Source organism: Streptomyces sp. B5E4 (assembly GCF_039871555.1).
GTDB lineage: Bacteria > Actinomycetota > Actinomycetes > Streptomycetales > Streptomycetaceae > Streptomyces.
The window spans coordinates 528,855-554,580 of sequence record NZ_JBDPMI010000001.1; the positions used below are offsets into that span (position 1 = coordinate 528,855).

23 protein-coding genes are annotated in these 25,726 nt (G+C 74.2%); 14 read left to right on the forward strand and 9 right to left on the reverse strand.

Annotation, left to right across the window (positions count from 1 at the left end):
* The first annotated feature begins 27 nt into the window (after positions 1–27).
* Positions 28–1,404 (forward strand): 8-oxoguanine deaminase, encoded by a 1,377-nt coding sequence (locus ABGA99_RS02190; protein WP_347575951.1) that lies wholly within the window; start codon positions 28–30, stop codon positions 1,402–1,404.
* Positions 1,405–1,492: 88 nt separating this feature from the next.
* Here ABGA99_RS02190 and ABGA99_RS02195 read toward each other — a convergent pair whose 3' ends face one another.
* The 4 genes from ABGA99_RS02195 to ABGA99_RS02210 all read right to left on the reverse strand — a co-directional run bounded on the left by ABGA99_RS02195 (position 1,493) and on the right by ABGA99_RS02210 (position 5,599).
* The gene (locus ABGA99_RS02195) at positions 1,493–2,263 is read right to left on the reverse strand and encodes an SIS domain-containing protein (RefSeq protein ID WP_347575950.1); all 771 of its coding nucleotides are present in this window, start codon (positions 2,261–2,263) and stop codon (positions 1,493–1,495) included.
* A 64-nt stretch (positions 2,264–2,327) separates the two neighbouring features.
* Positions 2,328–3,929, reverse strand: coding sequence for a malate synthase A (aceB, locus tag ABGA99_RS02200; protein ID WP_347582044.1), 1,602 nt, complete (start codon positions 3,927–3,929; stop codon positions 2,328–2,330).
* A 166-nt stretch (positions 3,930–4,095) separates the two neighbouring features.
* The gene (locus tag ABGA99_RS02205) at positions 4,096–4,749 is read right to left on the reverse strand and encodes an NTP transferase domain-containing protein (protein WP_347575948.1); all 654 of its coding nucleotides are present in this window, start codon (positions 4,747–4,749) and stop codon (positions 4,096–4,098) included.
* Positions 4,750–4,807: 58 nt separating this feature from the next.
* Complete coding sequence (locus ABGA99_RS02210; protein WP_347575947.1) at positions 4,808–5,599, reverse strand: IclR family transcriptional regulator; 792 nt, start codon at positions 5,597–5,599, stop codon at positions 4,808–4,810.
* Positions 5,600–5,772: 173 nt separating this feature from the next.
* On the opposite strand from ABGA99_RS02210, the gene allB reads away from it, so the two are divergent.
* Together allB and alc are read left to right on the forward strand one after the other, a co-directional pair.
* Positions 5,773–7,134, forward strand: a complete 1,362-nt coding sequence (gene allB, locus ABGA99_RS02215) for an allantoinase AllB (RefSeq protein ID WP_347582045.1) — start codon at positions 5,773–5,775, stop codon at positions 7,132–7,134.
* On the forward strand, positions 7,131–8,225 hold the full coding sequence (gene alc / locus ABGA99_RS02220) for an allantoicase (protein WP_347575945.1): 1,095 nt from the start codon (positions 7,131–7,133) through the stop codon (positions 8,223–8,225). Before allB ends, alc begins: the two co-directional genes overlap by 4 nt.
* Before the next feature lie 294 nt (positions 8,226–8,519).
* Here the strand turns inward: alc and ABGA99_RS02225 are convergent, their stop codons facing one another.
* Positions 8,520–11,228, reverse strand: a complete 2,709-nt coding sequence (locus tag ABGA99_RS02225) for a beta-N-acetylglucosaminidase domain-containing protein (RefSeq protein WP_347575944.1) — start codon at positions 11,226–11,228, stop codon at positions 8,520–8,522.
* Between the two features lie 236 nt (positions 11,229–11,464).
* Here ABGA99_RS02225 and ABGA99_RS02230 point away from each other — a divergent pair, with 236 nt between their 5' ends.
* Both ABGA99_RS02230 and ABGA99_RS02235 read left to right on the forward strand, forming a co-directional pair.
* A complete protein-coding gene (locus ABGA99_RS02230; RefSeq protein ID WP_347582046.1) occupies positions 11,465–12,436 on the forward strand; it encodes a sugar kinase in 972 nt (323 codons plus the stop codon).
* An 83-nt stretch (positions 12,437–12,519) separates the two neighbouring features.
* Positions 12,520–13,140 carry a 2-dehydro-3-deoxyphosphogluconate aldolase gene (locus ABGA99_RS02235; RefSeq protein WP_347575942.1) on the forward strand — a complete coding sequence of 207 codons (621 nt, stop codon included), beginning with the start codon at positions 12,520–12,522 and terminating at the stop codon, positions 13,138–13,140.
* Between the two features lie 31 nt (positions 13,141–13,171).
* Here ABGA99_RS02235 and ABGA99_RS02240 read toward each other — a convergent pair whose 3' ends face one another.
* On the reverse strand, positions 13,172–14,179 hold the full coding sequence (locus ABGA99_RS02240; RefSeq protein ID WP_347575941.1) for a Gfo/Idh/MocA family oxidoreductase: 1,008 nt from the start codon (positions 14,177–14,179) through the stop codon (positions 13,172–13,174).
* A gap of 98 nt (positions 14,180–14,277) precedes the next feature.
* Between ABGA99_RS02240 and ABGA99_RS02245 the strand changes: the two genes are divergently transcribed.
* The 8 genes from ABGA99_RS02245 (at position 14,278) to ABGA99_RS02280 (ending at position 21,604) form a co-directional block, all read left to right on the forward strand.
* Positions 14,278–15,042 (forward strand): GntR family transcriptional regulator, encoded by a 765-nt coding sequence (locus ABGA99_RS02245; protein ID WP_347575940.1) that lies wholly within the window; start codon positions 14,278–14,280, stop codon positions 15,040–15,042.
* Between the two features lie 164 nt (positions 15,043–15,206).
* Positions 15,207–16,208 carry a sugar ABC transporter substrate-binding protein gene (locus ABGA99_RS02250; RefSeq protein WP_347575939.1) on the forward strand — a complete coding sequence of 334 codons (1,002 nt, stop codon included), beginning with the start codon at positions 15,207–15,209 and terminating at the stop codon, positions 16,206–16,208.
* Entirely contained in the window at positions 16,205–17,251 is a 1,047-nt protein-coding gene (locus ABGA99_RS02255; RefSeq protein ID WP_347575938.1) for an ABC transporter permease, read from the forward strand. The genes ABGA99_RS02250 and ABGA99_RS02255 overlap by 4 nt, the downstream gene beginning before the upstream one ends.
* Positions 17,248–18,108 (forward strand): ATP-binding cassette domain-containing protein, encoded by an 861-nt coding sequence (locus tag ABGA99_RS02260; protein ID WP_347575937.1) that lies wholly within the window; start codon positions 17,248–17,250, stop codon positions 18,106–18,108. The genes ABGA99_RS02255 and ABGA99_RS02260 overlap by 4 nt, the downstream gene beginning before the upstream one ends.
* Positions 18,109–18,322: 214 nt before the next feature.
* Entirely contained in the window at positions 18,323–19,444 is a 1,122-nt protein-coding gene (locus tag ABGA99_RS02265) for an ROK family glucokinase (protein WP_326799238.1), read from the forward strand.
* A 65-nt stretch (positions 19,445–19,509) separates the two neighbouring features.
* The gene (locus ABGA99_RS02270; RefSeq protein ID WP_347575936.1) at positions 19,510–20,052 is read left to right on the forward strand and encodes a hypothetical protein; all 543 of its coding nucleotides are present in this window, start codon (positions 19,510–19,512) and stop codon (positions 20,050–20,052) included.
* A gap of 21 nt (positions 20,053–20,073) precedes the next feature.
* Positions 20,074–20,718, forward strand: a complete 645-nt coding sequence (locus ABGA99_RS02275; RefSeq protein WP_347575935.1) for an MBL fold metallo-hydrolase — start codon at positions 20,074–20,076, stop codon at positions 20,716–20,718.
* A gap of 94 nt (positions 20,719–20,812) precedes the next feature.
* Positions 20,813–21,604 (forward strand): exodeoxyribonuclease III, encoded by a 792-nt coding sequence (locus ABGA99_RS02280; RefSeq protein ID WP_347582079.1) that lies wholly within the window; start codon positions 20,813–20,815, stop codon positions 21,602–21,604.
* Between the two features lie 30 nt (positions 21,605–21,634).
* Here the strand turns inward: ABGA99_RS02280 and ABGA99_RS02285 are convergent, their stop codons facing one another.
* Positions 21,635–23,446 carry an SGNH/GDSL hydrolase family protein gene (locus ABGA99_RS02285; RefSeq protein ID WP_347575934.1) on the reverse strand — a complete coding sequence of 604 codons (1,812 nt, stop codon included), beginning with the start codon at positions 23,444–23,446 and terminating at the stop codon, positions 21,635–21,637.
* Between the two features lie 177 nt (positions 23,447–23,623).
* Between ABGA99_RS02285 and ABGA99_RS02290 the strand changes: the two genes are divergently transcribed.
* Complete coding sequence (locus tag ABGA99_RS02290; RefSeq protein ID WP_347582047.1) at positions 23,624–24,070, forward strand: DUF6278 family protein; 447 nt, start codon at positions 23,624–23,626, stop codon at positions 24,068–24,070.
* Positions 24,071–24,091: 21 nt separating this feature from the next.
* Here the strand turns inward: ABGA99_RS02290 and ABGA99_RS02295 are convergent, their stop codons facing one another.
* Positions 24,092–24,838: a GntR family transcriptional regulator gene (locus ABGA99_RS02295; RefSeq protein WP_347575932.1), complete on the reverse strand. Its 747-nt coding sequence runs from the start codon at positions 24,836–24,838 to the stop codon at positions 24,092–24,094.
* A 133-nt stretch (positions 24,839–24,971) separates the two neighbouring features.
* The gene (locus ABGA99_RS02300; protein ID WP_347575931.1) at positions 24,972–25,715 is read right to left on the reverse strand and encodes a hypothetical protein; all 744 of its coding nucleotides are present in this window, start codon (positions 25,713–25,715) and stop codon (positions 24,972–24,974) included.
* Positions 25,716–25,726 lie beyond the last annotated feature (11 nt).

Consider the following 25,726-nt stretch of genomic DNA (forward strand, 5'->3'; position numbering starts at 1 on the left):
CGGCCGGTCCAGGAAGCCGAGGAACCCATGGCAGCACGGCGCACCGTCGTCGAGAACTGCGCGATCGCCACCGTGGACGCGGCGGGCACGGAGTACGCCTGCGGGCACGTCGTCGTCGCGGACAACCGGATCGAGTCGGTGGGCGCGGGCCCCGCACCGGCCGGACTCGCCGGCGTGACGCGCCGGATCGACGCCACCGGCCATCTGGCCACGCCCGGACTCGTCAACACCCACCACCACTTCTACCAGTGGCTCACCCGCGGTCTCGCCCAGGACGCCAACCTCTTCGACTGGCTCGTCGCTCTCTACCCCACCTGGGCGCGCATCGACGAGCCGATGTGCCACGCGGCGGCGCAGGGCTCGCTGGCGATGCTCGCGCGCGGCGGCGTGACCACCGCGATGGACCACCACTACGTCTACCCCCGCGGCGCGGGCGACCTCTCCGGCGCCATCATCCGCGCCGCGGGTGAGACGGGCCTGCGCTTCACCTTCGCCCGCGGCTCGATGGACCTCGGCGAGACGGCCGGCGGCCTGCCCCCGGACTTCGCCGTCGAGACCCTGGACGGCGCGCTGGCGGGTACGGAAGCGGTGATCGACGCGTACCACGACGCGTCGTACGACGCGATGGTGCAGGTCGCGGCGGCGCCGTGCTCGCCGTTCTCCATCTCCACGGAACTGCTGCGCGAGGGCGCGGAGCTGGGCCGCCGCAAGGGCGTGCGGCTGCACACGCACGGCAGCGAGACGGTGGAGGAGGAGAAGTTCTGCCACGAGCGGTTCGGCATGGGCCCGACGCACTACTTCGAGTCCACGGGCTGGCTCGGCGACGACGTGTGGATGGCCCACTGCGTCCACATGACCGACGCCGACATCGCCGCCTTCGCCCGTACACGCACGGGCGTCGCCCACTGCCCGTCGTCCAACGCCCGCCTGGCCGCGGGCATCGCCCGCGTCCCGGACATGCTGGCGGCAGGCATCCCGGTCGGCCTGGGGGTGGACGGCAGCGCGTCCAACGAGTCCGGCGAGCTCCACACGGAGCTGCGCAACGCCCTGCTGATCAACAGGCTGGGCGCGCACAGGGAGAAGGCCCTGACGGCCCGCCAGGCCCTCCGCCTGGCCACCTACGGCGGCGCCCAGGTCCTGGGCCGGGCGGAGGCGATCGGCTCCCTGGAGCCGGGCAAGCTGGCGGACCTGGTCCTGTGGAAACTCGACGGCCTGGCACACGCGTCGATCGCGGACCCGGTGGCGGCCCTGGCCCTGGGCGCACCGGCGCCGGTGACGCTGTCGCTGGTCGACGGGAAGCCGGTGGTGGAGGAGGGCCGGCTGGTCACGGTCGACGAGGAGTCGGTGGCGGGGACGACGGGGGAACAGGCGAGAAGGCTGGCACGGCTGGCGTCGGGGGACTGAGGGCGCCACGGACTCCCGGCCGGGGGGACGGCCCCGGCCGGGACCGGGGGCGGAGGGGGCACGACCCCCCGCCCCCCCGCCGACCCCGTTACAGCTCCGGGATGCGGCCCCCGTAGCGCGTGAAGTTGCGCCGATTCGCCTCGTCCCCGCCCGGGACGTTCGCACTCACCCACCGGGGCAGCTCCACCCCCCGCACCGCCGCCCGCTCGTCCAGCTCCGCCAGCAGCAGCGCCCACGTATACGCCCCCAGCACCGTCGACACCGCCGCCGTGTGCGGCGACTCCGGCGGGTGCACCACGTCGCCCGGCGGTACGCGCGTGTCCAGCACCACCGTCGCGTGGTCCGCCAGCCGCGTGCTGGACCGCGCCGTCGCGCTCGCCGACGCCGGCATCGACGTCACCGCGACCACCGGCACCCCCCGCGCCATGCACTCCTGCGCGATCTCCACCGGATACGGGTTGCGGCCGCTGGTGGAGAAGACCACCACCACGTCCTGCGGCCCCGGCTTCACCCGCTCCACCGTCGCCCGCCCGGAACCCGGCCGCCGCTCCGCGGCGGTGCTGGCCGTCGCGCCGTTCAGCGGCAGGATCTCCGGGTCCCACACGGGCCGTACGCAGGCCAGCCCGCCCGCCCGGTAGAACGTCTCGCAGACCATCGCCAGCGAGTGCCCGGCCCCGGCCGCGTACACCAGGCCGCCCGCGGCGACGGCGTCCAGGATCAGGGTGGCGGCGTCCGCGACCGCCGTCCCCGAGGTCCGGTCGAGGTCGTCGAGCAGGCCGCGGAAGCGGCCGGCGACGGCAGCGCGGGCGGCGCCGGAGGCACCGCCGGAGTCGGGGGAGTCGTACGTCTCGTCGGTCATGGCAGCATGCGACCACGTACGCCCCCCGCTCCGCCAGAGGGGTCCGGCGGCCGCAGTGCCCGCGTCAGTCCAGCAGTTCGTATGCGGGCTGCGTCAGGAAGTCCGCGTAGTCCGCGTCCAGCGAGACCTGCAGCAGCAGGTCGTGCGCCTGCTGCCACCGCCCTGCCGCGAACGCCTCGGACCCCAGCTCCGCGCGGATGCCCGCGAGGTCGTCCGCCGCGATCCGCCGCACCAGTTCCTCCGTCACCCGCCGGCCGTCGTCGAAGACGACGCCCGCGTTGATCCACTGCCAGATCTGGGACCGCGAGATCTCGGCGGTGGCGGCGTCCTCCATGAGGTTGAAGATGGCCACCGCGCCCACGCCCCGCAGCCACGCCTCGATGTAACGGATGCCCACCTGCACGGCGTTGACCAGTCCCGGGTACGTCGGCCGCGCGTCCAGCGAGTCGACGGCGATCAGGTCGGCGGCGGCCACGGACACGTCCTCGCGCAGCCGGTCCTTCTGGTGCGGCCGCTCCCCGAGCACCGCGTCGAACGACTCCAGGGCGATCGGGACCAGGTCCGGGTGGGCGACCCAGGAGCCGTCGAAGCCGTCGTGCGCCTCGCGGTCCTTGTCCGCCTTGACCTTCTCGAACGCCGTCTTGTTGACCTCGGGGTCCCGCCGGGAGGGGATGAAGGCGGCCATGCCGCCGATCGCGTGCGCGCCGCGCTTGTGGCAGGTGCGGACGAGGAGTTCGGTGTACGCGCGCATGAACGGGGCCGTCATGGTGACCGCGTTGCGGTCGGGGAGCACGAACTTCGCGCCGCCGTCGCGGAAGTTCTTCACGATGGAGAAGAGGTAGTCCCAGCGGCCGGCGTTGAGACCGGAGGCGTGGTCGCGCAGCTCGTAGAGGATCTCCTCCATCTCGTACGCGGCGGTGATGGTCTCGATCAGGACGGTGGCCCGCACCGTGCCCTGCGGGATGCCGCAGTAGTCCTGGGCGAAGACGAACACCTCGTTCCAAAGGCGCGCTTCGAGGTGCGACTCGGTCTTCGGCAGGTAGAAGTACGGGCCCTTGCCGAGGTCGAGCAGCCGCCGGGCGTTGTGGAAGAAGTAGAGCCCGAAGTCGACCAGCGCGCCGGGCACGGGCCGGCCGTCGACGGTGAGGTGGCGCTCGTCCAGGTGCCAGCCGCGCGGCCGGGTGACGACGGTCGCCAGTTCCGCGGCGGGCCGAAGGGCGTAGGACTTGCCGGAGGCGGGGTCGGTGAAGTCGATGCGGCGCTCGTAGGCGTCGATGAGGTTGGCCTGGCCGCCGATGACGTTCTCCCAGGTGGGCGCGGAGGCGTCCTCGAAGTCGGCGAGCCAGACCCGCGCGCCGGAGTTGAGGGCGTTGATCGTCATCTTGCGGTCGGTGGGGCCGGTGATCTCCACCCGGCGGTCCTGCAGCGCGGGCGGGGCGGGGGCGACGCGCCAGGTGCCGTCGGCGCGGACGTCCGCGGTCTCGGGGAGGAAGTCGAGGGTGGCGGTGCGGGCGATGCCGGCGCGGCGTTCGGCGCGGCGGGCGAGGAGTTCGTCGCGGCGGGGGGTGAACCGGCGGTGGAGCTCGCCGAGGAAGGCGAGGGCGGCCCCGGTGAGGACGTCGTCCTGGCGGGGCGCGGGCTCGGCGGCGGCGACGACTGCGGACATGGCTGTCACTCCTTGGCGGCACGGCGTGCCGGGCGCAGCGGAACGTGGCGTGGGCGGCCGGAAGCGAATTCCGAACCCTTCTGGCCTGTGGAGAATAGTTTCCTTATCCCGGAAGTTCAACGGTCTGTTGACGTCGAGAGGCTTTTCGGTACGGGGCCGGTGGCGCTCAGTGCCGGCCTGCCCACGGCTCGTCGAGCAGCGCCAGATCCGCGGGCGTGTCGATGTCGTCGGGTGCCGCGACGTCGCCGCACTCCACCAGCGCCAGCTCGCCGCGGCGCGCGGCGCGGGCCAGCACGTCGCGGGCGCCCCGGTCGCCGGTGGCGCCCGCCGCGACCTCCGGCCAGCGCCGGCGGCCCAGCAGCACGGGGTGGCCGCGCACCCCGTCGTACGTGGCCGCGGCCAACTCGGCGCCCTGTTCGGCGTACGCGGCGGCCACACGGGCGACCGCGGCGGACCCGATGCGCGGCTGGTCCACCAGCAGCACCACCGCCGCCGCGGCGGCCGTCGGCTCCAGCGACGCCAGCCCGGCGCGCAGCGACGAGCCCATGCCCGACTCCCAGTCAGGGTTCGGCACCGGTACGCAGCCGGACAGCCGCGCCCCGGCCCGTACCGCCTCCTCCGCCGCCCCCAGCACCACGTGCACCGGCGCGCAGCCCGCCGCCCGCAGCGCTTCCGCCGCCCGCTCCACCAGCGGCCGCCCGTCCGGCCCGGCCGGCAGCAGCGCCTTGGGCCGCCCGCCGAGCCGCCGCCCCGCGCCCGCGGCGAGCAGCAGCCCGGCGACGGCGGGGGTCCGGCCGGGGGATCCGGCGGTCGCGTTCATCTGAAGTCCCTGTTCCCGGTGGTGTGTCGCGTCGCGATCGAGCCGACCCGCCGCGTGCTCAGTCCGCGCCGTGGGCCGCGTCCGTCAGGGCCGCCGACAGCTTGCGCGCGACCTCCTGCAGCACCGGCACGATCCGCTCCGTCGCCTCCTCCGTCACCCGGCCCGCGGGGCCGGAGATCGAGACCGCCGCCGCCGTCGGCGCGTCCGGCACCGCGACGGCCAGGCAGCGCACGCCCATCTCCTGCTCGTTGTCGTCCACCGCGTAGCCGTCCGCGCGGACGGCCGCCAGCGCCTTGAGGAAGACGTCCGGCGAGGTGATCGTCTTCTCGGTCGCCGCCGGCATACCGGTACGGGCCAGCAGGCCCCGTACCTCCTCGTCCGGCAGGTGCGCCAGCAGCGCCTTGCCCACCCCGGTCGAGTGCGGCAGCACCCGCCGCCCGACCTCGGTGAACATCCGCATCGAGTGCCGCGAGGGCACCTGCGCGACGTACACGGCCTCGTCGCCGTCGAGCAGCGCCATGTTCGCGGTCTCGCCTGTCTCCTCCACCAGCCGCGCCAGATGCGGCCGCGCCCAGGTGCCCAGCAGCCGGGACGCGCTCTCGCCGAGCCGGATCAGCCGCGGCCCCAGCGCGTAGCGGCGGTTGGGCTGCTGGCGTACGTAACCGGTGGCGACCAGGGTGCGCATGAGGCGGTGGATGGTCGGCAGCGGCAGCCCGCTGCTGCCGGCCAGCTCGCTCAGCCCCACCTCGCCGCCCGCGTCGGCCATCCGTTCCAGCAGGTCGAAGGCGCGCTCCAGGGACTGCACGCCGCCGCCGGCGGGCGGCCTGGGCTCATCGGTGCTGCGGGGCACGGTCGCGGTTCCTTCCCTCGGGTGCGACCGCAGCTTAACGGTCCGGAATCCGGCTTTCAGCATGTGGAATCCGTCGAACCGCCCGCGGACCGGCCCTTGACGGGGGCGGGCACCCGCGACGACAGTGCATTTCAACAGAACGTTGAAGTAGTGGGCCGCCGAGAGGAGACCGGGTGCCGGACGCCGAACTGGTGCTGCGCTCACGCCGCGTCGTCACCCCCGCGGGCGAGCGGCCCGCCGCCGTCGCGGTCACCGGCGGCCGGATCGCCTCCGTGCTGCCGTACGACACGGCCCTGCCGCCCGGCGCCCGCGCCGAGGACTGCGGCGACGACGTGCTGCTGCCCGGCCTCGTCGACACCCACGTGCACGTCAACGACCCCGGCCGCACCGAGTGGGAGGGCTTCGCCACCGCCACCCGGGCCGCCGCCGCCGGCGGCGTCACCACACTGATCGACATGCCGCTCAACAGCCTCCCGCCGACCACCGACGCCGGTGCGCTCGCCGTCAAGCAGGCCGTGGCCCGGCCCCGGGCGCACGTCGACGTCGGCTTCTGGGGCGGCGCGATCCCCGGCAACACCGCCGACCTCGCGCCGCTGTACGCCGCCGGCGTCTTCGGCTTCAAGTGCTTCCTCTCCCCGTCCGGCGTCGAGGAGTTCCCGCGGCTCGCCGGTACGGACCTGGAGCAGGCCGCCGCCGAGGCCGCCCGCCTCGGCGCGCTGCTCGTCGTCCACGCCGAGGACCCCGAGGTGCTCGACGGCGCCCCGCCCGTCCCCGGCCGCGACTACGCCGGCTTCCTCGCCTCCCGGCCGCGTGCCGCCGAGAACCGGGCCGTCGCCCGGGTCGTCGCGCTCGCCGAGCGCCACGGCACCCGCGTCCACGTCCTCCACCTCTCCTCCGCCGACGCGCTGCCCGCCCTGGCCGCCGCCCGCCGCGCCGGGCTGCCCGTCACCGCCGAGACCTGCCCGCACTTCCTCACCCTCACCGCGGAGGAGATCCCGGACGGCGCCACCGAGTTCAAGTGCTGCCCGCCCATACGGGAGGCCGGCAACCGGGACCTGCTGTGGGCCGGCCTCGCCGACGGCACGATCGACTGCGTCGTCTCCGACCACTCCCCGGCCACCGCCGAGCTGAAGACCGGCGACTTCGCCACCGCCTGGGGCGGCATCTCCTCCCTCCAACTCGGCCTGCCCGCCGTCTGGACCGAGGCGCGCCGCCGCGGCCACGGGCTCGCCGAGGTCGCCCGCTGGATGGCCGCGGGCCCCGCCCGGCTCGCCGGGCTCACCGCCAAGGGCGCCATCGAGCCGGGCCGCGACGCGGACTTCGCCGTCCTCGACCCCGACGCGGCCTTCACCGTCGACCCGGCGGGCCTGGAGCACAAGAACCGCGTCACCGCGTACGCGGGCCGCAGGCTGACCGGCGTGGTACGCGCCACCTGGCTCCGCGGCCGCCGCATCCACCACGGCGGCGTCCACACCGAACCCCGCGGCCGGCTCCTCGGCCGTACCGACCGGGACGAAAGGCAGCAGCAGGCATGACCGCCCAGATCCCCCGCTTCACCGGCGCCTCCGCCCCGTACGGCGGCGGCGACCCCTACGCCGACTACCGCACCGCGGAGTTCGCCTTCGCCACCCTGCCGGACCTCGCCGACCGGCGGCTGGGCGGCGCGGTGATCGCCGCGAACGACGAGTTCTTCGCCCCGCGCGAGAACCTGCTCCGGCCGGAGCGGGCGGAGTTCGACCCGGCGGCGTTCGGTCACAAGGGCAAGGTCATGGACGGCTGGGAGACCAGGCGCCGCCGCGGCGCCACCGCCGACGCCCCGCACCCGGCCGCGGACGACCACGACTGGGCGCTGGTACGTCTCGGCGCCCCCGGCCTCATACGCGGCATCGTCGTCGACACCGCCCACTTCCGCGGCAACCACCCGCAGTCCGTGAGCGTCGAGGGTGCGGAAGTCCCCGGCGCGCCGGCGCCGGAGGCGCTGCTCGCGGAAGGTGTGCGCTGGATCGAACTGGTGCCCCGCACGGCGATCGGCGGCCACGCCGCGAACGGCTTCGCGGTCGCCGGGGGGCGGCGGCTGACGCATCTGCGGCTGCGCCAGCACCCCGACGGTGGCATCGCGCGCCTGCGCGTCCACGGTGAGGTCGTCCCGGACCCGGCGTGGCTGGCGGCGCTCGGCACCTTCGACCTCGTCGCGCTGGAGCACGGCGGCCGCGTCGAGGACGCCTCGGACCGTTTCTACTCCCCGCCCGTCAACACCATCCGGCCGGGCCGGTCGCGGCAGATGGACGACGGCTGGGAGACACGCCGCCGCCGGGACACCGGCCACGACTGGATCCGCTACGCGCTCGCGGGCCGCGGCGAGATCCGCGCGGTGGAGATCGACACGGCGTACCTGAAGGGCAACGCGGCGGGCTGGGCGGCGGTGTCGGTACGGGACGGGGCCACCGGCGCCTGGAGCGAGATCCTGCCCCGCACCCGCCTCCAGCCGGACACCAACCACCGCTTCGTGCTGACCACGGCGGCGGTCGGCACCCATGCGCGCATCGACATCCACCCGGACGGGGGGATAGCGCGGCTGCGCCTGCACGGGAGCCTGACGCCGGCGGCGGACGGGGCCGGGGGGTGAAGGAACGGACGCCGCCGGCGTGCGGCGGCGGTTGACGGACACGCGCCGGGGCCGCCGGGCGGCTCCGGCGACCCGGCGACCTGCGGTCGCGGACCTGCGGTCACTCGACCACGTCCGACGGACCGATGGAGGTCCCGGCCGGGCCCACTCCACCGCCGCGGCCCGGCCCGGGTCCCGTCGGCCGTCCGCGGTCGTCGAACCGCGTGCGGGCACCCTCGGCCAAGCGCCCGCAAGGGCCCGGGGACCGCGGCGGCCCGGCGGCTGCGTCAGTTCGCCGCCGGGCCGCCGCCGTGCTCAGCTTCCGATCACCCCCACGTCCGTGATCTGCGGCACGGCGCCGCCGCCGGACCAGTGCAGCCGGACCTCCGCCACCGCCCCGCCCGGTACGCGGAGTTCGGTGTACGCGCCGGCCAGCATGCCCGCCGTACGCCACGGGCCGTCCGGCTCGTTGCGTACCTGCACCGTCGCGCCCGCGTTCGGCGCGCTCTGGGGGCGGAGCACGACCAGGGACTTCGCCGCGCGCGGCTCCGCGAAGCGGATGTCCAGCGACTCGCCGGCCTGCGGTGCCCGCGCGGCGCGGTAGACGGAGGCGGTGTTGCCGTCCGCGGCGGCGGCCAGGGAACTGCCCTCGGCAGCCGGCGGGCCGCCGGCCGTCGTGGTCGAGCCGCCGCCGGCGACGGTGAACTCCCGTACCACCAGCCAGTTGCCCTGCCCCGCCGTCGACCTGGCACGCACGTACCGCGCCTTCGTGCCCTCCGGCGCCGTCGCCTCGACGACCGGCTTGCCGGAGAAGGCCGCCAGCTCCGTCCACGTCTCGCCGTCCGCGGAGTACTCCAGCACGCCCTGCGCGAGATAGTCGTTCGGGCTGCCGGACTTGGCCATCGCCAGGGTCACCTCGCCGATCTCCCGCTCACCGTGCAGGTCCACGCTCACCCACGAACCGGCGCGCGGCGCCCCGTCGCTCCAGAAGAACGTGGAGTCGTCGCCGTCGGTCATCCGGTCCACGGTGTTGCCCTGGTACGTACCGAGGTTCGTCGCGCCCTTCGGCCGCGGGGGCAGCCCCAGCGAGCCGTCGTGCACCGCCGCGGCGTCCGCGACGAAGGCGTCGAGCACGCCCTCACCGACGACGACCTTCACCTCGCGCCCGCCGAGTCCCGTGTAGATGTGCGACTTCGCCCGGTCCACCAGCTCCGGCAGCCGCTGCCGCAGCTGCCAGGCGCGATCGCCGTCACCGTCGCGCGCGGCCTCGACCATCCTGAGGGCGGTGCGCGTCGCGGTGCCCCAGTCGCGGGTCGCGTCCAGCCAGGGCCCTGACTCCTCGACGAACGCCCGGTCCGGCAGCCGGTCGCGCAGCACGCCGGGTGCGGCCTCCAGGGCTGACAGCGCGTCGTCCAGGGCGTCTTCGTCGCCGCGGTCCCAGTACGCGGCGATGGCCGCCGACAGTTCCGGCGCCTGCCCGGGGTTGAGCGCCGAGCCGTACGAGGCGTCGGCGAAGGCCCGGAGCGCGGCGGTGGTGCGCCGGTCGCCGCCCGCCACCTCGGCGAGCGCCCCGGCCCAGGACTCCCGCGCGTCGTACGCGGCGTCGTTCCAGGCGAAGTCGGCGACCGTGTACAGCGCGATCTTCGACGCGGCGGCCTGGTTCATCGGGTTGGCGGTGATCCCGGCCAGCTCGCCCGGCAGCCCCTTCTCCCGGCCGTTGAACGGGCCGAGCAGCAGCCGCTCCTGCGCGTAGTCGTTGACCGGGTAGTTGTCCCAGGTCAGGATCGGGTGGCCGAAGACCTCGCGGGCGTCGCGCGCCTGCGCGACGGTCATCACGGGCGCGACGACGCCGATGCCGGTCCACTCCACCAGCACGTCCTCGTCCAACTGCTCGGCGAGCGCCTTCTTGTACGGGGACGGGGTGGTGTTGTAGTACTCCGTCGGCACCATCTGCAGCGGCTCGGCGCCGTCGTGGGTGCGGACGAACTCGCGGTTGACGCGGTTGAGCAGATGCGCCTGCGCCGCGCCCGCGGCGCCGCCGCCGGTGCCGAAGCGCTCCTCGTCCGCGGCGCAGTTCCAGTCGGTGTAGCTGATGTCGTCCAGCGGCACCGCGAAGGTGCGCACGCCGATGTCCCACAGGGTCTGGAACTTGTCGTTCAGCGCCTGCACGTCCGCGTCGGAGCTGTAGCAGACCGACAGGCCGGGGGAGAGGGCGTAGGTGAACTCGACGTGGTGGGCGCGGGCGCGCTCGACCAGCTCGGCGATGCGGGCGAGTTCGTCCGCGGGGTACGGCTCGCGCCAGCGCTCGCGCAGGTACGGGTCGTCCTTGGGCGAGTAGACGTAGATGTTCATCTTGTGCTCGCCGTAGAACGAGAGCTGGTCCAGGCGCGATTCGTGGGACCAGGGGACGCCGTAGAAGCCCTCGATGGCGCCGCGCCAGCCGGTGCCCGGCCAGTCGCGGACGGCGGTGCCGGCGACGCGGGTGCCGGGGGAGTCGCGGTGGGGGAGGAGCTGGCGCAGGCTCTCGGCGGCGTAGTAGGTGCCGGTGGCGTCCGTGCCGGCCAGCACGATGCCGTCGCCGCCGGGGGTGTCGCCGCCCGGCTCGGCGGTGCCGGCGGCCAGGACGTAGCCGTCGGCGGGCAGCCCGCCGGGGCCCTCGACGCCGAGGGCGCCGAGTGCGGCGGCGGAGGCGGGGTTGGCGTCGGGGCCGCCGAGGTAGACGGTCAGCCCGCCGCTCTCCGCCGGCGCGGTCGCGGTACGCCGTACGTCCTCGGCCCCCGCGTCGCGCAGCGCCTTCTCGGCGACGGCGAGCGCGGGCCCGTCGGGCTCGGACCCGGTGACGAGGGTGACGGTGCGGGTCACGGTGACGCTGTCGTCGCGCGCCTCGACGGAGCGCGGGGTCGGGCTGATGTCGCCGGCCCCGACCGGCGGCGGTGGCGCACCGGCGGCCGGCGGGACGGCGAGCGGGCTCAAGCCCAGGGCCAGGAGTACGGCGCCGACGACGGCCGGGCGGGGGACGGGCATCCGGAACCTCCGGGATCTCGGGGGGTGTAGTGCACACGTCACGCAGCGTCGAGCGTCGCCCCGACCCGCCCCGGAGGCAATGGACTTACCCGCGCTCCGGCATGGACTCACGTCCGCACCCGGCGCCCTGAGCGGCCCGTACCCGGGCCCGCGGCGGGCACCCCGCCATACCGGCGCGGGCGCCGGCCGGGATAACGTTCGGAGCACGAACGTGCCCCGTCACCGTGGAGGAACTGATGGCGGAACCCGCACCGGAGGTGCTGACCTGCGGCGAGGCCATGCTGCTGATGCTGGCCGAGCCCGGGATGCCGCTGGCGCGCGCCGTGAACTTCCGCCGCGCCATCGGCGGCGCCGAGTCGAACGTCGCCGCCGGGCTCGCCCGGCTCGGGCACCGGGCCCGCTGGTTCGGCCGCGTCGGCGCGGACCCCGCGGGGGAGGCCGTCCTCGCCCAACTCCGCGCGGACGGCGTGGACGTGTCGTACGCGGACGTCGACCCCGACGCGCCCACCGGCATGCTGCTCCGCGACAGCCATCCGCAGCGCGCCATCGACGTGCAGTACTACCGCGCCGGTTCCGCCGCCTCCCGGCTCGCCCCCGAGCACATCAGCCCCGAGGTCGTCGAGGGCGTGCGGGTGCTGCACATCTCCGGCATCACGCCGATCCTGTCGCCGTCCGCCGCCGAGGCGACGGTCAAGCTGATCGAACTCGCCCACGCGGCCGGTGCCTTGGTCTCCTTCGACCCCAACGTCCGCCGCAAGCTCGCCGGGCCCGAGCGCTGGGCCGAGGTCGTCGGCCCGCTGCTCGCCGAGGCCGACCTGCTGCTCGCCGGCGACGACGAGCTCGAAACGCTGACCGGCGAGCCCGCCGACGACGCCGCCGCCCGGCTGCTGCGCGGCCGTACGGACACCGTGGTGATCAAGCGCGCCGACCACACCGCCACCGCGCTCACCGCCGCCGGCGCGCGCGTCGACCAGCCGCCGTACGACGTACAGCTCGCCGACCCCGTCGGCGCCGGCGACGCCTTCGCCACCGGGTTCCTCTCCGCCCGGCTGCGGGACCTGCCGCTGGACCGCGCCCTCGCCGAGGGCGCCTGCGTCGCCGCCCTCGTCATCCAGACCGTGACCGACACCGACGGGCTGCCGACCGCCGCCGCCCGCGACCGCGCGCTCGCCGCGTTCACCGCAGGCGGCGACCCGGTCCACCGCTGAGCGCACGGCCCGTACGAGACGTACCGCCGTACCCGCACCGCGGAACCGCGCACCGCCCAGAGAGAACAGCCGGAGGAAACACCGTGTACCGCTGGGAGATCACCCGGGCCGCGCTGGCACAGCGGGTCGTCGCCATCGTCCGCAGCGACACCTACGACGGTGCCGCCGCCACCGCCGACTCGCTGCTGTCCGCCGGGATCAGCAGCCTGGAGATCTCGCTGACCACGCCCTTCGCGCTGGAGCTGGTCAGCTCGCTGCGCCGCGAGGTCGGCACGGAGGCGGTCATCGGCGCCGGCACGGTGCTGGACGCCGCCTCGGCGCGGCTGGCCGTCGACGCCGGCGCCCGCTACCTCGTCGCGCCCAACCTCGACGCCGACGTGGTCGCCACCGCGCACCGCTACGGCATCCCGGTCTTCGCCGGCGTCGCCACGCCCACCGAGATGGTGCGCGCGCTGGAGCTGGGCGTGGACGTCATGAAGCTCTTCCCGGCCTCGGCGCACGAGCCGGGCTGGGTCAAGGACGTACGGGCCGCGCTGCCGCAGGCCGCGGTGCTGCCGACCGGCGGGATCTCGATCGCCGAGGCGCCCGACTGGATCGCCGCGGGCGCGGTGGGCGTCGGCATGGGCTCGGCCCTGTCCGGCGGCGACCGCGAGGAGGTCGCCAAGCGCGCCGCCGACCTCCTGGCCCGCCTCGCCCCGGCCTGACGGCACCCGCCCGGGGCGGCCCCTCGACGCGCTACGGCGCCGCCGCGATCTCCGCCACCCGCACCGGACGGCGCTCCCGGCGGGACAGCTCGCACGCCTCCACCACGTGCAGCGCCGCCAGCGCCTCCGCCCCGTCGCACGGGTTGGCCAGCTCGCCGCGGACCACCCGGACGAACGCCGCCAGCTCCGCCTCGTACGCCGGCCCGAAGCGCTCCAGGAAGCCCTGCCACGGCTTGCCGCCCTGCGCCGGCACGCCCGGCTCGACGGAGGTGAGCGGCGTCCGCTCGTCCAGGCCCACCGCGATCTGGTCGCGCTCGCCCGCCAGTTCCATCCGGACGTCGTAGCCCGCCCCGTTGACGCGGGTCGCCGTCGCGGTGGCCAGCGTGCCGTCGTCCAGGGTGAGCAGCGCCGCCGCGGTGTCGACGTCGCCGGCCTCGCGGAACATCGCCGGGCCCGCGTCCGAACCCGCCGCGTACACCTCGGTGACCTCCCGGCCCGTCACCCACCGCAGCGCGTCGACGTCGTGGATCACGCAGTCCCGGTACAGCCCCCCGGACAGCGGCAGGTACGCGGCCGGCGGCGGCGCCGGGTCGGAGGTGGCGGTCCGTACGGTGTGCAGCCGCCCCAGGCGCCCGCCGCGCACCGCCTCCCGGGCCGCGGTGTACCCCGCGTCGAAGCGGCGCATGAAGCCCATCTGCAGCACGATCCCGGCCGCCGCCACCTCCGCGAGCGCGGCCCGGGTGCCCGCCAGGTCGACGGCGATCGGCTTCTCGCAGAACACCGGCAGGCCGGCCCGCGCCGCCGCGCCCAGCAGCTCCGCGTGCGCGGCGGTGGCGGCGGCGATCACCACGGCGTCCACTCCTGCGGCCAGGGCGTCGGCGGGCGTGGCCACCGCCTCGGCGTCCGTACGGGCCGCGACCTCGGCGGCCCGGCGCGGGTCCGCGTCGGTCACGACGAGGGAGGTGACGTCCGGGTGTCGCCGCAGCGCGGCCGCGTGGAAGGCGCCGATCCTGCCGGTGCCGAGGAGTCCGATGCGCATGGCCTCAAAATCTCCCGTGGCCAGCAGCATTGTCAATTGTCAGGACAACCTGACGTGAAGCCTTCCGGTGGCCCGGCCGGACCGTTACGCTCCGGAGCGTGACGAAGCGCGGCACAGGCCCCGTCCCGGCCCTCCGGCTCGGTGTGGACCGCAGCAGCCCGGTCCCGCTGTACTTCCAGTTGTCGCAGCAACTGGAGGCGGCGATCGAGCAGGGGGCGCTGACCCCCGGCAGCCTGCTCGGCAACGAGATCGAACTGGCGGCCCGGCTCGGCCTGTCCCGGCCCACCGTGCGGCAGGCCATCCAGTCGCTGGTCGACAAGGGGCTGCTCGTGCGCAAGAGGGGCATCGGCACCCAGGTCGTCCACAGCCAGGTGCGCCGCCCGCTCGGCCTGACCAGCCTCTACGACGACCTGGAGGCTGCCGGGCAGCGGCCCGCCACCCGGGTGCTGGGGGTGGCCGAGGTGCAGGCGCCCGCGGACGTCGCAGCGGCCCTCGGTATCGCCGAGGGCGCCGACGTCATCCGCGTGGACCGGCTGCGGCTGACCCATGGCGAGCCGGTCGCCGTGCTCTGCAACCACCTGCCCGCCGAGCTGGTCGGGCTGCGCGCGGAGGAGCTGGAGTCGACGGGTCTCTACCGGGTGCTGCGCGCCGCCGGCATCGCGCTGCACAGCGCCCGCCAGCGGGTCGGCGCCCGGCCCGCCACGGCCGCGGAGGCGGAGCGGCTGGGGGAGGAGGAGGGCGCGGCGGTGCTGACGATGGAGCGGTTCACGTACGACGACACGGGGCGCGGGGTGGAGTTCGGTTCGCACTTGTACCGGGCCTCGCGCTACAGCTTCGAGTTCCAGTTGCTCGACCGGGGCTGACCTGGCGGGGACCCACGGGGTGACTCGCGGGTAGCCGCGGGTCAGAATGATCGGACAAGGCATTGACTCGGCCCCCGCCCCCGGCTAGAACACCTCCAGCCGCCGCGCGGGCGGCGGGGGACGACCAGGGAAGAAAGGCGGGTACCCAGATGGCGCGCAGCCGTATGGCCCGTAGCACGCGTGTGTTCGCAGCGGCGGCGATGACCACCCTGCTGGCGGTCGCCGCCGCGGGCTGCAGCGACTCCGGCGGCAAGGACGCCGAGGAGAACGAGGGCGGCGGGGGCGGCGGCGGTGGCGTGAACACGCCGCGCATGGAGATAGCCATGGTGACCCACTCCGCGCCCGGCGACACCTTCTGGGACATCGTCCAGAGCGGTTCCAAGCAGGCCGCCGCCAAGGACAACGTCGAGTTCCTCTACGCCAACAGCGAGAAGGACGACGAGCAGGCGCGGCTGGTCCAGACGTTCGTCGACAAGAAGGTCGACGGCATCATCGTCACGCTCGCCAAGCCGGAGGCGATGAAGAGCGCGGTGCAGGCCGCCGTGGACGCCGGCATCCCGGTGGTGACGATCAACTCCGGCGCGGAGTTCTCCGAGGAGTACGGGGCGCTGAGCCACATCGGCCAGGAGGAGTCGGTCGCCGGCGAGGCGGTCGGCGAGGAGCTGAACGAGCGCGGCCGCAAGAAGGCCGTCTGTGTCATCCACGAGCAGGGCAACGTCGGCCTGGAGCAGCGCTGCGCCGGCGTGGAGAAGACCTTCTCGGGCTCGGTGGAGAACCTGACCGTGGACGGCGCGAGCAAGCCCGCGGTGCTCTCGGGGATCCAGGCGAAGCTGGAGGCGGACGGCGGCATCGACTCGGTCGTCACCCTCAACGCGGACGTCGCCGCGTCGGCGGTCGAGGCGAAGGGCGCCTCCGGCAGCAAGGCGGAGGTCGCGACCTTCGACCTGAACGCGGCCGTGGCGGCGTCGCTGGAGAGCAAGGAGCTCACCTTCGCCGTGGACCAGCAGCCCTATCTGCAGGGCTACCTCGCGGTCGACGAGCTGTGGCTGTACGAGACGAACGGCAACGTCATCGGCGGCGGCCAGACGGTGCTGACCGGTCCCGCCGTCGTCACCGAGGAGGACGCCCCCGACCTGAAGAAGTTCACGGAGCGCGGCACCCGATGACCACCACCCTTCCGGCGGACACGAAGGCGCCGGACGAACGCCTGCTGCACGCCTCCCCGCTGCACCGGCTCCTCGGCCGCCCCGAGCTGGGTTCGGTGATCGGCGCCGTCGCGGTCTTCCTCTTCTTCGCCGTGATCGCGGACAGCTTCCTGTCCAGCCTGGACACCGTGCTGTACGCGGCTTCCACCATCGGCATCATGGCGGTGCCGGTGGCGCTGCTGATGATCGGCGGCGAGTTCGACCTCTCGGCGGGCGTGCTGGTCACCTCCGCGGCGCTGACGTCGACGATGTTCGCGTACGAGATGACCGCCAACGTCTGGGTGGGCGTCTTCGTCTCGCTGCTGGTCACCCTCGCCATCGGCTTCTTCAACGGCTACATGCTGGTCCGCACCGGGCTGCCCAGCTTCATCATCACGCTGGGCACGTACCTGATGCTCTGGGGCGCCAACATCGGCATCACCAAGAGGATCCAGGGCACGGTCTCGACGAAGTCCATCGAGGACATGCAGGGCTTCGAGTCGGCGCGGGTGCTCTTCGCCTCGTCCATCGACATGGGCTCGTTCAAGCTCCGGGTGACGATCCTGTGGTGGATCGGGCTGGTGGCGCTGGCCACCTGGGTCCTGCTGCGTACCCGCTGGGGCAACTGGATCTTCGCGGTGGGCGGCGGCAAGGACGCGGCCCGCGCGGTCGGCGTCCCCGTCCACCGCACCAAGATCGGTCTCTACCTCGGCGTCGCGGTGGCGGCCTGGATCTCCGGGCAGCACCTGCTGTTCTCGTTCTCCGGCGTGGTCCAGTCCGCGGAGGGCCGCGGACTGGAGCTGCACTACATCGCCGCGGCCGTGATCGGCGGCTGTCTGCTGACCGGCGGCTACGGCTCGGCGATCGGCGCCGCGATCGGTGCGCTGATCTTCGGCATGGCCAAGCAGGGCATCGTCTACGCGCAGTGGGACTCGGACTGGTTCTGGTTCTTCCTCGGCGCGATGCTGCTGCTGGCCACGATCCTCAACTCCTGGGTACGCAAGCGCGCGGAGGCGGCCAGATGACGAAGGCCACGGACGACACGGCCGGGACCGGGGCGGCCGCCGGGGCCGCGGTGGGCCGGCCGCTGGTGGAGCTGGCGGACGTCAGTAAGTACTACGGCAACATTCGCGCGCTCGAAGGCGTCTCCCTTCAGGTGCACCCCGGCGAGATCACCTGCGTGCTCGGCGACAACGGCGCGGGCAAGTCCACTCTCATCAAGATCATCTCCGGGCTGCACCGGCACGACGCCGGCAGCTTCCGCATCGACGGCCGGGACTCCCGGCTGTCGAACCCGCGCGAGGCGCTGGACCGGGGCATCGCCACCGTCTACCAGGACCTCGCGGTGGTGCCGCTGATGCCCGTGTGGCGCAATTTCTTCCTCGGCTCGGAGCCGACGCTGGGCCGCGGCCCGCTGCGCCGGCTCGACGTGCCGAAGATGCGCGCCACCACCCGCGCCGAGCTGCTGCGCATGGGTATCGACCTGCGGGACGTGGACCAGCCCATCGGCACCCTGTCCGGCGGCGAGCGGCAGTCGGTGGCGATCGCCCGGGCGATCTACTTCGGCGCCAAGGTGCTGGTCCTGGACGAGCCGACGGCGGCGCTGGGCGTCAAGCAGTCCGGCGTGGTGCTGAAGTACGTCGCCGCCGCCCGCGATCACGGCCTCGGCGTCGTGCTGATCACCCACAACCCGCACCACGCCTACCTCGTCGGCGACCGGTTCATCCTGCTCAAGCGCGGCGCCATGGCGGGCAGCCACACCCGCGCCGGCATCACCCTGGACGAGCTGACCCGGCAGATGGCCGGCGGCAGCGAGCTGGAGCAGCTCAGCCACGAGCTGCAGCGGGCAAAACCCGAGCTGCAGCCGGAAAAAGGGGTCTGACCACGGCCGATTCCGTACGCCGCGGCCGCCGCCGTACCCTACGGCGGCGGTGCGCGGCGCCGCGGCCGCGCGCTGCCCACTCCGCCGTGCGGTGGAGGGGGCCTGTGAGGCAGAATCGGCACACGTCAGCGACTCCCGACAGGGGAAGGGGCCACCCCTTGCGATCACCCGCACCCACCGAGCCGCATCCCCGGCCCGGGCCAGGGGAGCGCCCGTGACGGCCGCCGAGAGGACACCGCACGGCAGCACCGCCCGCGCCACCGTGCTGCGCAGCGTGAGCCACCGCGAGCGGCGCTCGCACCTGACCGCGCCCCGGGTGCCCACCGTGGGCATCGACATCGGCGGCACCAAGGTCGCCGCCGGCGTCGTCGACGCCGACGGGCACATCCTGGAGCGCGCGACCACCGAGACACCCGACAAGTCCAAGAGCCCCAAGGTCGTCGAGGACGTGATCGTCGAGCTGGTCCTCGACCTCTCCGAGCGCCACGACGTGCACGCCGTCGGCATCGGCGCGGCCGGCTGGATCGACGCCGACCGCAGCCGGGTGCTCTTCGCCCCGCACCTGTCCTGGCGGAACGAGCCGCTGCGCGACGCGCTCTCCGAGCGGCTGCGGGTCCCCGTGATGGTCGACAACGACGCCAACGCCGCCGCCTGGGCGGAGTGGCGCTTCGGCGCGGGCCGCGGCGAGGACTACCTCGTCATGATCACGCTGGGCACCGGCATCGGCGGCGCCATCCTGGAGGACGGCCAGGTCAAGCGTGGCAAGTACGGGGTGGCCGGGGAGTTCGGCCATATGCAGGTGGTGCCCGGCGGGCACCGCTGCCCGTGCGGCAACCGCGGCTGCTGGGAGCAGTACAGCTCCGGCAACGCGCTGGTCCGCGAGGCCCGCGAGCTGGCCGCGGCGGAGTCCCCGGTCGCGTACGGGATCATCGACCGCGTCAAGGGCAACGTCGGCGACATCACGGGTCCGCTCATCACCGAGCTGGCCCGCGAGGGCGACGCGATGTGCATAGAGCTGCTGCAGGACATCGGCCAGTGGCTCGGCGTCGGCATCGCCAACCTCGCCGCCGCCCTCGACCCCTCCTGCTTCGTCATCGGCGGCGGCGTCAGCGCCGCCGACGACCTGCTCATCAAGCCCGCCCAGGACGCCTTCGGCCGCAGCCTGACCGGCCGCGGCTACCGGCCGGAGGCGCGGATAGTACGCGCCCGCCTCGGCAACGACGCCGGTCTCGTCGGCGCCGCGGACCTGGCCCGGCTGGTGGCCCGGAGGTTCCGCCGTACCAACCGGCGGCGGGTCGAGCGCTACGAGCGGTTCGCGCAGGTGGTCGGAAAGTGACCCTGCAGGACTCCGGCGAGCGTCCCGTGCGCCGGCACGACCCCGATCCCGCACACAATGGGCACATGCCCCACCGCCCCCCGCGCCGCGTCGCCCGTTCCTGGAAGGCGTACCTCGCCATCGCGCTGCTCGTCGGCATCCCGCTGGTCTACGGCTGGATCTCCACCCAGCAGAGCCGCGAGAGCGGCCGCGACAAGGCCGAGCGCGCCGCGTTCACCGACATGGAGCCGGGCTGGCCGCCGCGCCTGCTGCGCCGCATCTACCAGGTGCCCGTCCCCGGCGGTGCCGGGTACATCCGCTACTACGAGCAGAACGCGCTGCACGACAGCGCCCTGTACGTCGACTTCATCGCCCCGCAGGAGTCCGTGGACGAGTATCTGGAGACGACGTTCTCGCGCTCGGACGTACGGCCCCGGCCGCGGCTGAAGGACGGGCTCAACCCCATCACCCCCGCGCAGGCGGACAACGCCGGCTGGGACTTCACCGAGGGGGACTGGTCCGGGCTGAAGCTCAAGCAGCCCGGCGCGCGCCCGGACGTGTCCATCGTCGTCAACACCGCGGACCCCGAGAACCTCGTGGTGCGTACGGTGTCCACGACGGAGTACTGACGAGGAGTTGTCACCGGCATCATGGAATTGACGAAGAAGGGGCACTCCTGCGTCCGGCTGGTCAAGGACGGCGCGGTGCTCGTCATCGACCCCGGCGGGTACAGCGAGCCGGACGCGGCGGTCGGCGCGGACGTCCTGCTCGTCACGCACGAGCACCCCGACCACTTCGACGAGGGCCGGCTGCGCGCCGCGCTCGACGCCGACCCCGCGGCGCAGTTGTGGACGCTGCGCAGCGTGGCGGAGCAGGTCTCCGCGGCCTTCCCCGGGCGGGTGCACACCGTCGGCGAGGGCGACGTGATCACCGCCGCCGGCTTCGAGGTCGAGGTGCACGGTCAACTGCACGCCGTGATCCACCCGGACATCCCGCGGGTCACCAACGTCGGCTATGTCGTGGACGGTGCCGTCTTCCACCCCGGGGACGCGCTGACCGTGCCGGACCGGGACGTCGAGACGCTGCTGCTGCCGGTGATGGCGCCGTGGAACAAGGTCGCCGAGGTGATCGACTACGTCCGCGAGGTCGCCCCCCGCCGCGCCGTCGACGTCCACGACGCACTCCTGTCCGACCTCGCGCCGCAGCTCTACGGCCGCCTGCTGGGCCCGAACGGCCCGGGCACGGGCGGCGCGGAGCACATCCACCTGAAACGGGGCACGACCCTCACCGTGTAGTCCTCCGCCCCCGCCGGCCTGGAGGGGTACGGGCCGGGGCGACGGGAGCCCCGGGCCCGGTGTCAGAGGGGCGGGGTAGGTTGTGGGCATGGCTGTGCGCATCGCTACGTGGAACGTCAACGGCATCAATCCCCGGCTGCCCCGCATCCTGCAGTGGCTTGAGGAGACCGCGCCCGACGTGGTGTGTTTCCAGGAGCTGAAGTGCACGGAAGAGGCGTTCCCGGGCGCCGCGCTGGCCGATCTGGGGTACGAGTCGGCGATCCGCGCCGACGGCCGGTGGAACGGGGTGGCGGTCGTCTCCAGGACGGGCCTGGCCGACGTCACCGTGGACCTGCCGGACCAGCCGCAGTACGACGGCGCGAACGAGCCCCGCGCCCTGGGCGCGACGTGCGGTCGAGTACGCGTCTGGTCGCTGTACGTGCCGAACGGCCGCGACGTCGGCCACGATCACTACGCGTACAAGCTGCGCTGGCTGGAGGCCCTGCGGGCGATGGCCGCGGAAGAGGCCCCGGGCGAGCGGCCGTACGCCCTCCTCGGGGACTACAACGTGGCGCCCAAGGACGAGGACGTCTGGGACATCTCCCTCTTCGGCGGGCACACGCACGTCAGCGAGGCCGAGCGCACGGCCCTCGTCGAGCTGCAGAAGTCCGCCGGGCTCAGCGAGGTCTACCCGCGCGCGCTGAAGTACGACATCCCCTTCACCTTCTGGGACTACCGCCAGCTCGGCTTCCAGAAGAACAAGGGCATGCGCATCGACCACGTCTACGCCAACGCGCCGTTCACCGCCGCCGTCACCGACTCCTACGTCGACCGGGAGGCGCGGCGGCCGGGCAAGGACAAGAACCCGTCCGACCACGCCCCCGTCGTCGTCGACCTCGACCTCTAGGCCGTCACGGGCCGGGTGCGGCGAGCGGCGCTACGGGCGCGGCACGAGCAGCCCGAGGTCGATCGAGTCCGCCGCCGCCTTCAGCCCCGCGGGACCGGGGTGGAGGTGGTCGCCGCTGTCGTACGCCGGCAGCAGCCGCTGCGGCCGCTCGGGGTCGCGCAGCACGGCGTCGAAGTCGAGCAGCGCGTCGAACTCGGCGTCCGCTCCGCTCGCGTGGGCGCGGATGTAGTCGTTGACCGCGGTCCGCCGCGCGTCGACCGCGGGGCTGCAGTCGCCGTAGCCCTCGCACGGCGCGATGGTCGCGGCCACCACCCGCAGCCCGCGGGCCTGCGCCCGCTCGGAGATGCTGCGCAGCCCGGCGATCACCTCGTCCGCGCTGGTGCCCGCGCGGACGTCGTTGATGCCCTCGAAGACCACGACGGTACGGGCCGAGGTCTGCGCCAGCACGTCGCGCTCCAGCCGGTGCTGGGCGCTGACGCCCCCGACGTCGCTGCTCACGCCGTCGCCCTTGTACCGGTCCGTGACGATGCGGTTCGCGGAGATGCCGTGGTTGAGCACGCCGTAGCGGGGCACGTCGTCCTGAGCGCGCAGCCGGGCGGCGAGCACATCGGGCCAGCGCTGGTTGGTGCCGGTGCCGGAGCTGTGCCCGTCGGTGATGGAGTCGCCGAGCGTGACGACGGAGCCGGGGCCGCCGCGCACGTCGATGCCGGTGAGGAACGGCCAGGTGCCGATGGTGCCGGTGAAGGCGCCGGCGCCGGAGTCGGCGGTGCGGTTGCCGCTGCCGTCGGCGGTGATGTACGAGGTCTGCATGGCCAGTGCGTGCACCGGCGCGGCGCTGACCGTCTCCGGCAGATGGATGCTGACCAGCAGGTTCGACCCGGGCGGCACGGTGAAGCGGGCCGGGTCGCTGACCGCCTCGGCGCCGGCCGCGACCGTGGTGCCGGTCTTGCCGCCGAACGTCAGCGGCACCGGCCGGCCGGCGGTCGCGGCGCCCTCGCCCTGCACGGCGACGGTCGCCTGCCCGAACCGCACCGGCGAGGCGGCGAAGGTGTTGGCCAGCCGCACCCGGGTGGTGTCGCCGCCCGCGCCGGCGTGCACCACCAGGCGCAGCGTCCGGTCCTGCCACGGCCCCACGGCGGTGTACCCGGAGGTGCTGGCGGCCCAGCTCCCGGTCCAGCCGGTGGCTTCCGCCCGTACGGAGGCGGCGAAGACGTGCAGGTCGGACTCGGGACCCGGGTCGTCGGGCAGCGTGAGCGAGGTGATCGGCTTGCCGCGGGTGACCGGCACGGTCACGGCGTACAGCCGGGTGGCCTCGGCGCGCGGCCCCTCGGGGGTGTTGATCCGCGGCAGGGCCAGCGCCTTGGTGGTGAGCGGCCCGGTGCGCCAGTCCGGCGCGGTCAGGCTGTACGGGCTGGAGCTGCCGTCCGCGTACCGCACGGTGCCGGTGCCGGAGACCCCGGCGCCCGGGCCGCCGGCGGTGGACCCGGCGACGAGCAGGGAGACGGCGTTGCCCTTGCCGTGCAGCGCGACGGACTGGCCGTCGGCGACGACGTTGTCGGGTGCGCCGCGGCCGTAGCGCGGGAGCCGCAGCCCGGCCGCGTCGATGTCCAGCCTGCGTCCGGGCGTCCAGCCGGCGGCGGCCAGGTCCCGGGCGGAGAGGGAGCTGCCGGCGCCGTCGAAGTCCGCGGCGCCGGGGTCGGCGTCGTCGCTGACGGCGGTGTTGTCGAAGAGCTTGGCCAACGGCTGTGGCCCGCCGGGCCGTTCGGCGGCTTGGGCGGCCACCGGTACGGCGGTGGCGGCGAGTGTGAGCAGGGTGGCGGTGGTGACGAGGCGAATCCGCAAGGTGGCCCTCCGGGTCCCGGTTCGGCGTCTCGACATGACCAGTCATCTCAGGGGGGCGCAATGAAGCTAGAGAGACACGAGTGAACGGTCAAGACGGCGTTCCGGGAAACACCTGGTGAGCGAATCGGATCCGCGCGCCTGTGGTGCTGCCGCCTGCCCGGATGCGAGGCTGGGGGCATGAACATCTCCTTCCTCGACAACTGGCGCAGACGGCACGGCTCCGGGCCTGAGCAGCGGACGCCGCACACGGACACGTCGGTCGACCAGGAGGGCGTCACCGAGCTGCTGAGCGAATGCGAACTGCTGCGCGTCCAGGCGGAGTCGGCGGGCGTCGAGCTGGACGACACCCCGAGGTCGCTGGAGGAGCTGGACCAACTGCTGCCGCGCTGGCGGGACGACCCGGAGATCACGCCCTGGCTGGGCAGTGACGCGGGGCTCTACCTGGGCACGGTGATCGTACGGACGATCACGGACGCGCAGTGGGTGATCGACACGGAGGACGGCGCCCCGCTGGTGCGGCTGGCCTCGGGGCGGGAGATGGACGTGCTGGAGATCGGCGCCGAGTGGGCGGCGAACGGGGCGCCGGAGCTGTCCCAGATGTACGGCGAGGTCGCGGAGGGCTGACGCCCGCCGCGCGGCGGCGCGTCAGCCGGTGAACGCGATGTCGTACTGGAGCCGCCAGCGGTCGGCCCGCACCACCGCCTCGGAGGTCTCCACCGCCCGGCCGCGCTCGTCGTAGTGCGTGCGCTCCACGGTCGTCACGCACTGCCCGGGCGCGCAGCCCAGGGCCTCCGCCTCCGCCGTCGTCGCCGACCGCGAGCCGACCAGCTCCGCGGCCCGCACCACCCGGATCCCGATGGCCGCGAACCGGCCGCGCACGCCGCGCCTGGCGTACGGGCCGCGCTCGGGGAAGACCACGTCCGTGCCGTCCGTGAGCGCCAGCGGCTCCCAGCTCACGGCCAGCTGCACCGGCTTGCGGTCGGCCAGGTACTCGTACTGCGTGCACATCACCCGGTCGCCCGCCGGGATCCCGAGCCGCCTGGCGGCCTCCCGCGGGGCGGGCGCGGGCGTGGAGACCGCCTCCCAGGTCAGCGCCACGCCGTCGGGCACCAGCCGGGCGGCGAAGGGGGAGTCGACCGCTCCCGTGCTGCGCAGCAGGCTGCCCACGGGCGTGCGGTCGGCGACGAACACGCCGCGGCCGAACTGCCCCTGGGCGTAGCCGGCGGCCTTCAGCACCCGCACGGCGCGGTCCACGGTCTGATCGCTCGCCGCGTACGCGCGCTTGAGCTGGGAGCGCGACGGGATCTGCGCCCCCACGGACAGCTCGCCGCCGTCGATCCGCTCGCGCAGATCGTCGGCGATGCGCTGGTACACCGGCTTGGCGTCGCCCATACCCGGGGGCTCCTCTCCCGCAACTCGCCCGACAGGCTAGGTACTCAGGGAGCGAATGCGTACCTAGGTCGGCACCAGCGCCGCGGCGGCCGCCGGGCGCGCGCTCCGGCCGCGCGGGCGCGGCGGGGCGGGGTCACGACTTGCCGTGCTTCCCCGCCGGCTGGGCGGGCGGCGTCTGCGCCTGCTTGGTCACGTCCCCGACGAGTTCCACCACATCGGGTCCGTACGACTGCGAGTTGACGACCTTCAGCAACAGCACGAAAGAGCTGCTGCCGTACTTCCGGTGCAGCCGGCTCTCGTTCTTCACCAGATAGCGCATCGCCGCCTGGTTGGTGATGGAGCGCTGGCCGCAGGAGAGGAAGACGGGCCTGGCCTCCTGGCCGGCGGAGAGCCGGGCCAGGAGCACGTGCTCGCTGACCCCGTTCTCCAGCCGGTAGCGCTCCGTGCCCACCGCGAACGCACCGCGGTCGGGGCCCGGCTCGGGGTCGGTGTTGATCCGTACGCCCGGCAGCAGGGACTGCATGTGCGCGGCCATGCGGCGGTTGGATATCGGGGTGCCGACGCAGAACTCGGTGCGGTCGCCGAACGTCTGCTGCGCCGTGTCCTGCGCGACGACCTGGGCGTGCGCACCGCAGGACTTGATCACCGCGGACAGCTCCAGCAGGGCGAGCGCGTCGTGCTTGGCCACGCTCCAGTCCCCGCCGCCGGCGTCCCGGTTCACCACCACCAGGGCCTCCGAGTTGCGCGGCAGCCCGAAGAAGCGCTCCCGGCGTCGGTGGCGGCGCCCGCCGAGGGAGCCGCGCGCGTACCACCCGAGCGCGGCGCCGGCCAGGAGGCCGGCGGCGGCCGAGACGAGGACGAGGATGGGTTCGCTCATGACGGGGCATG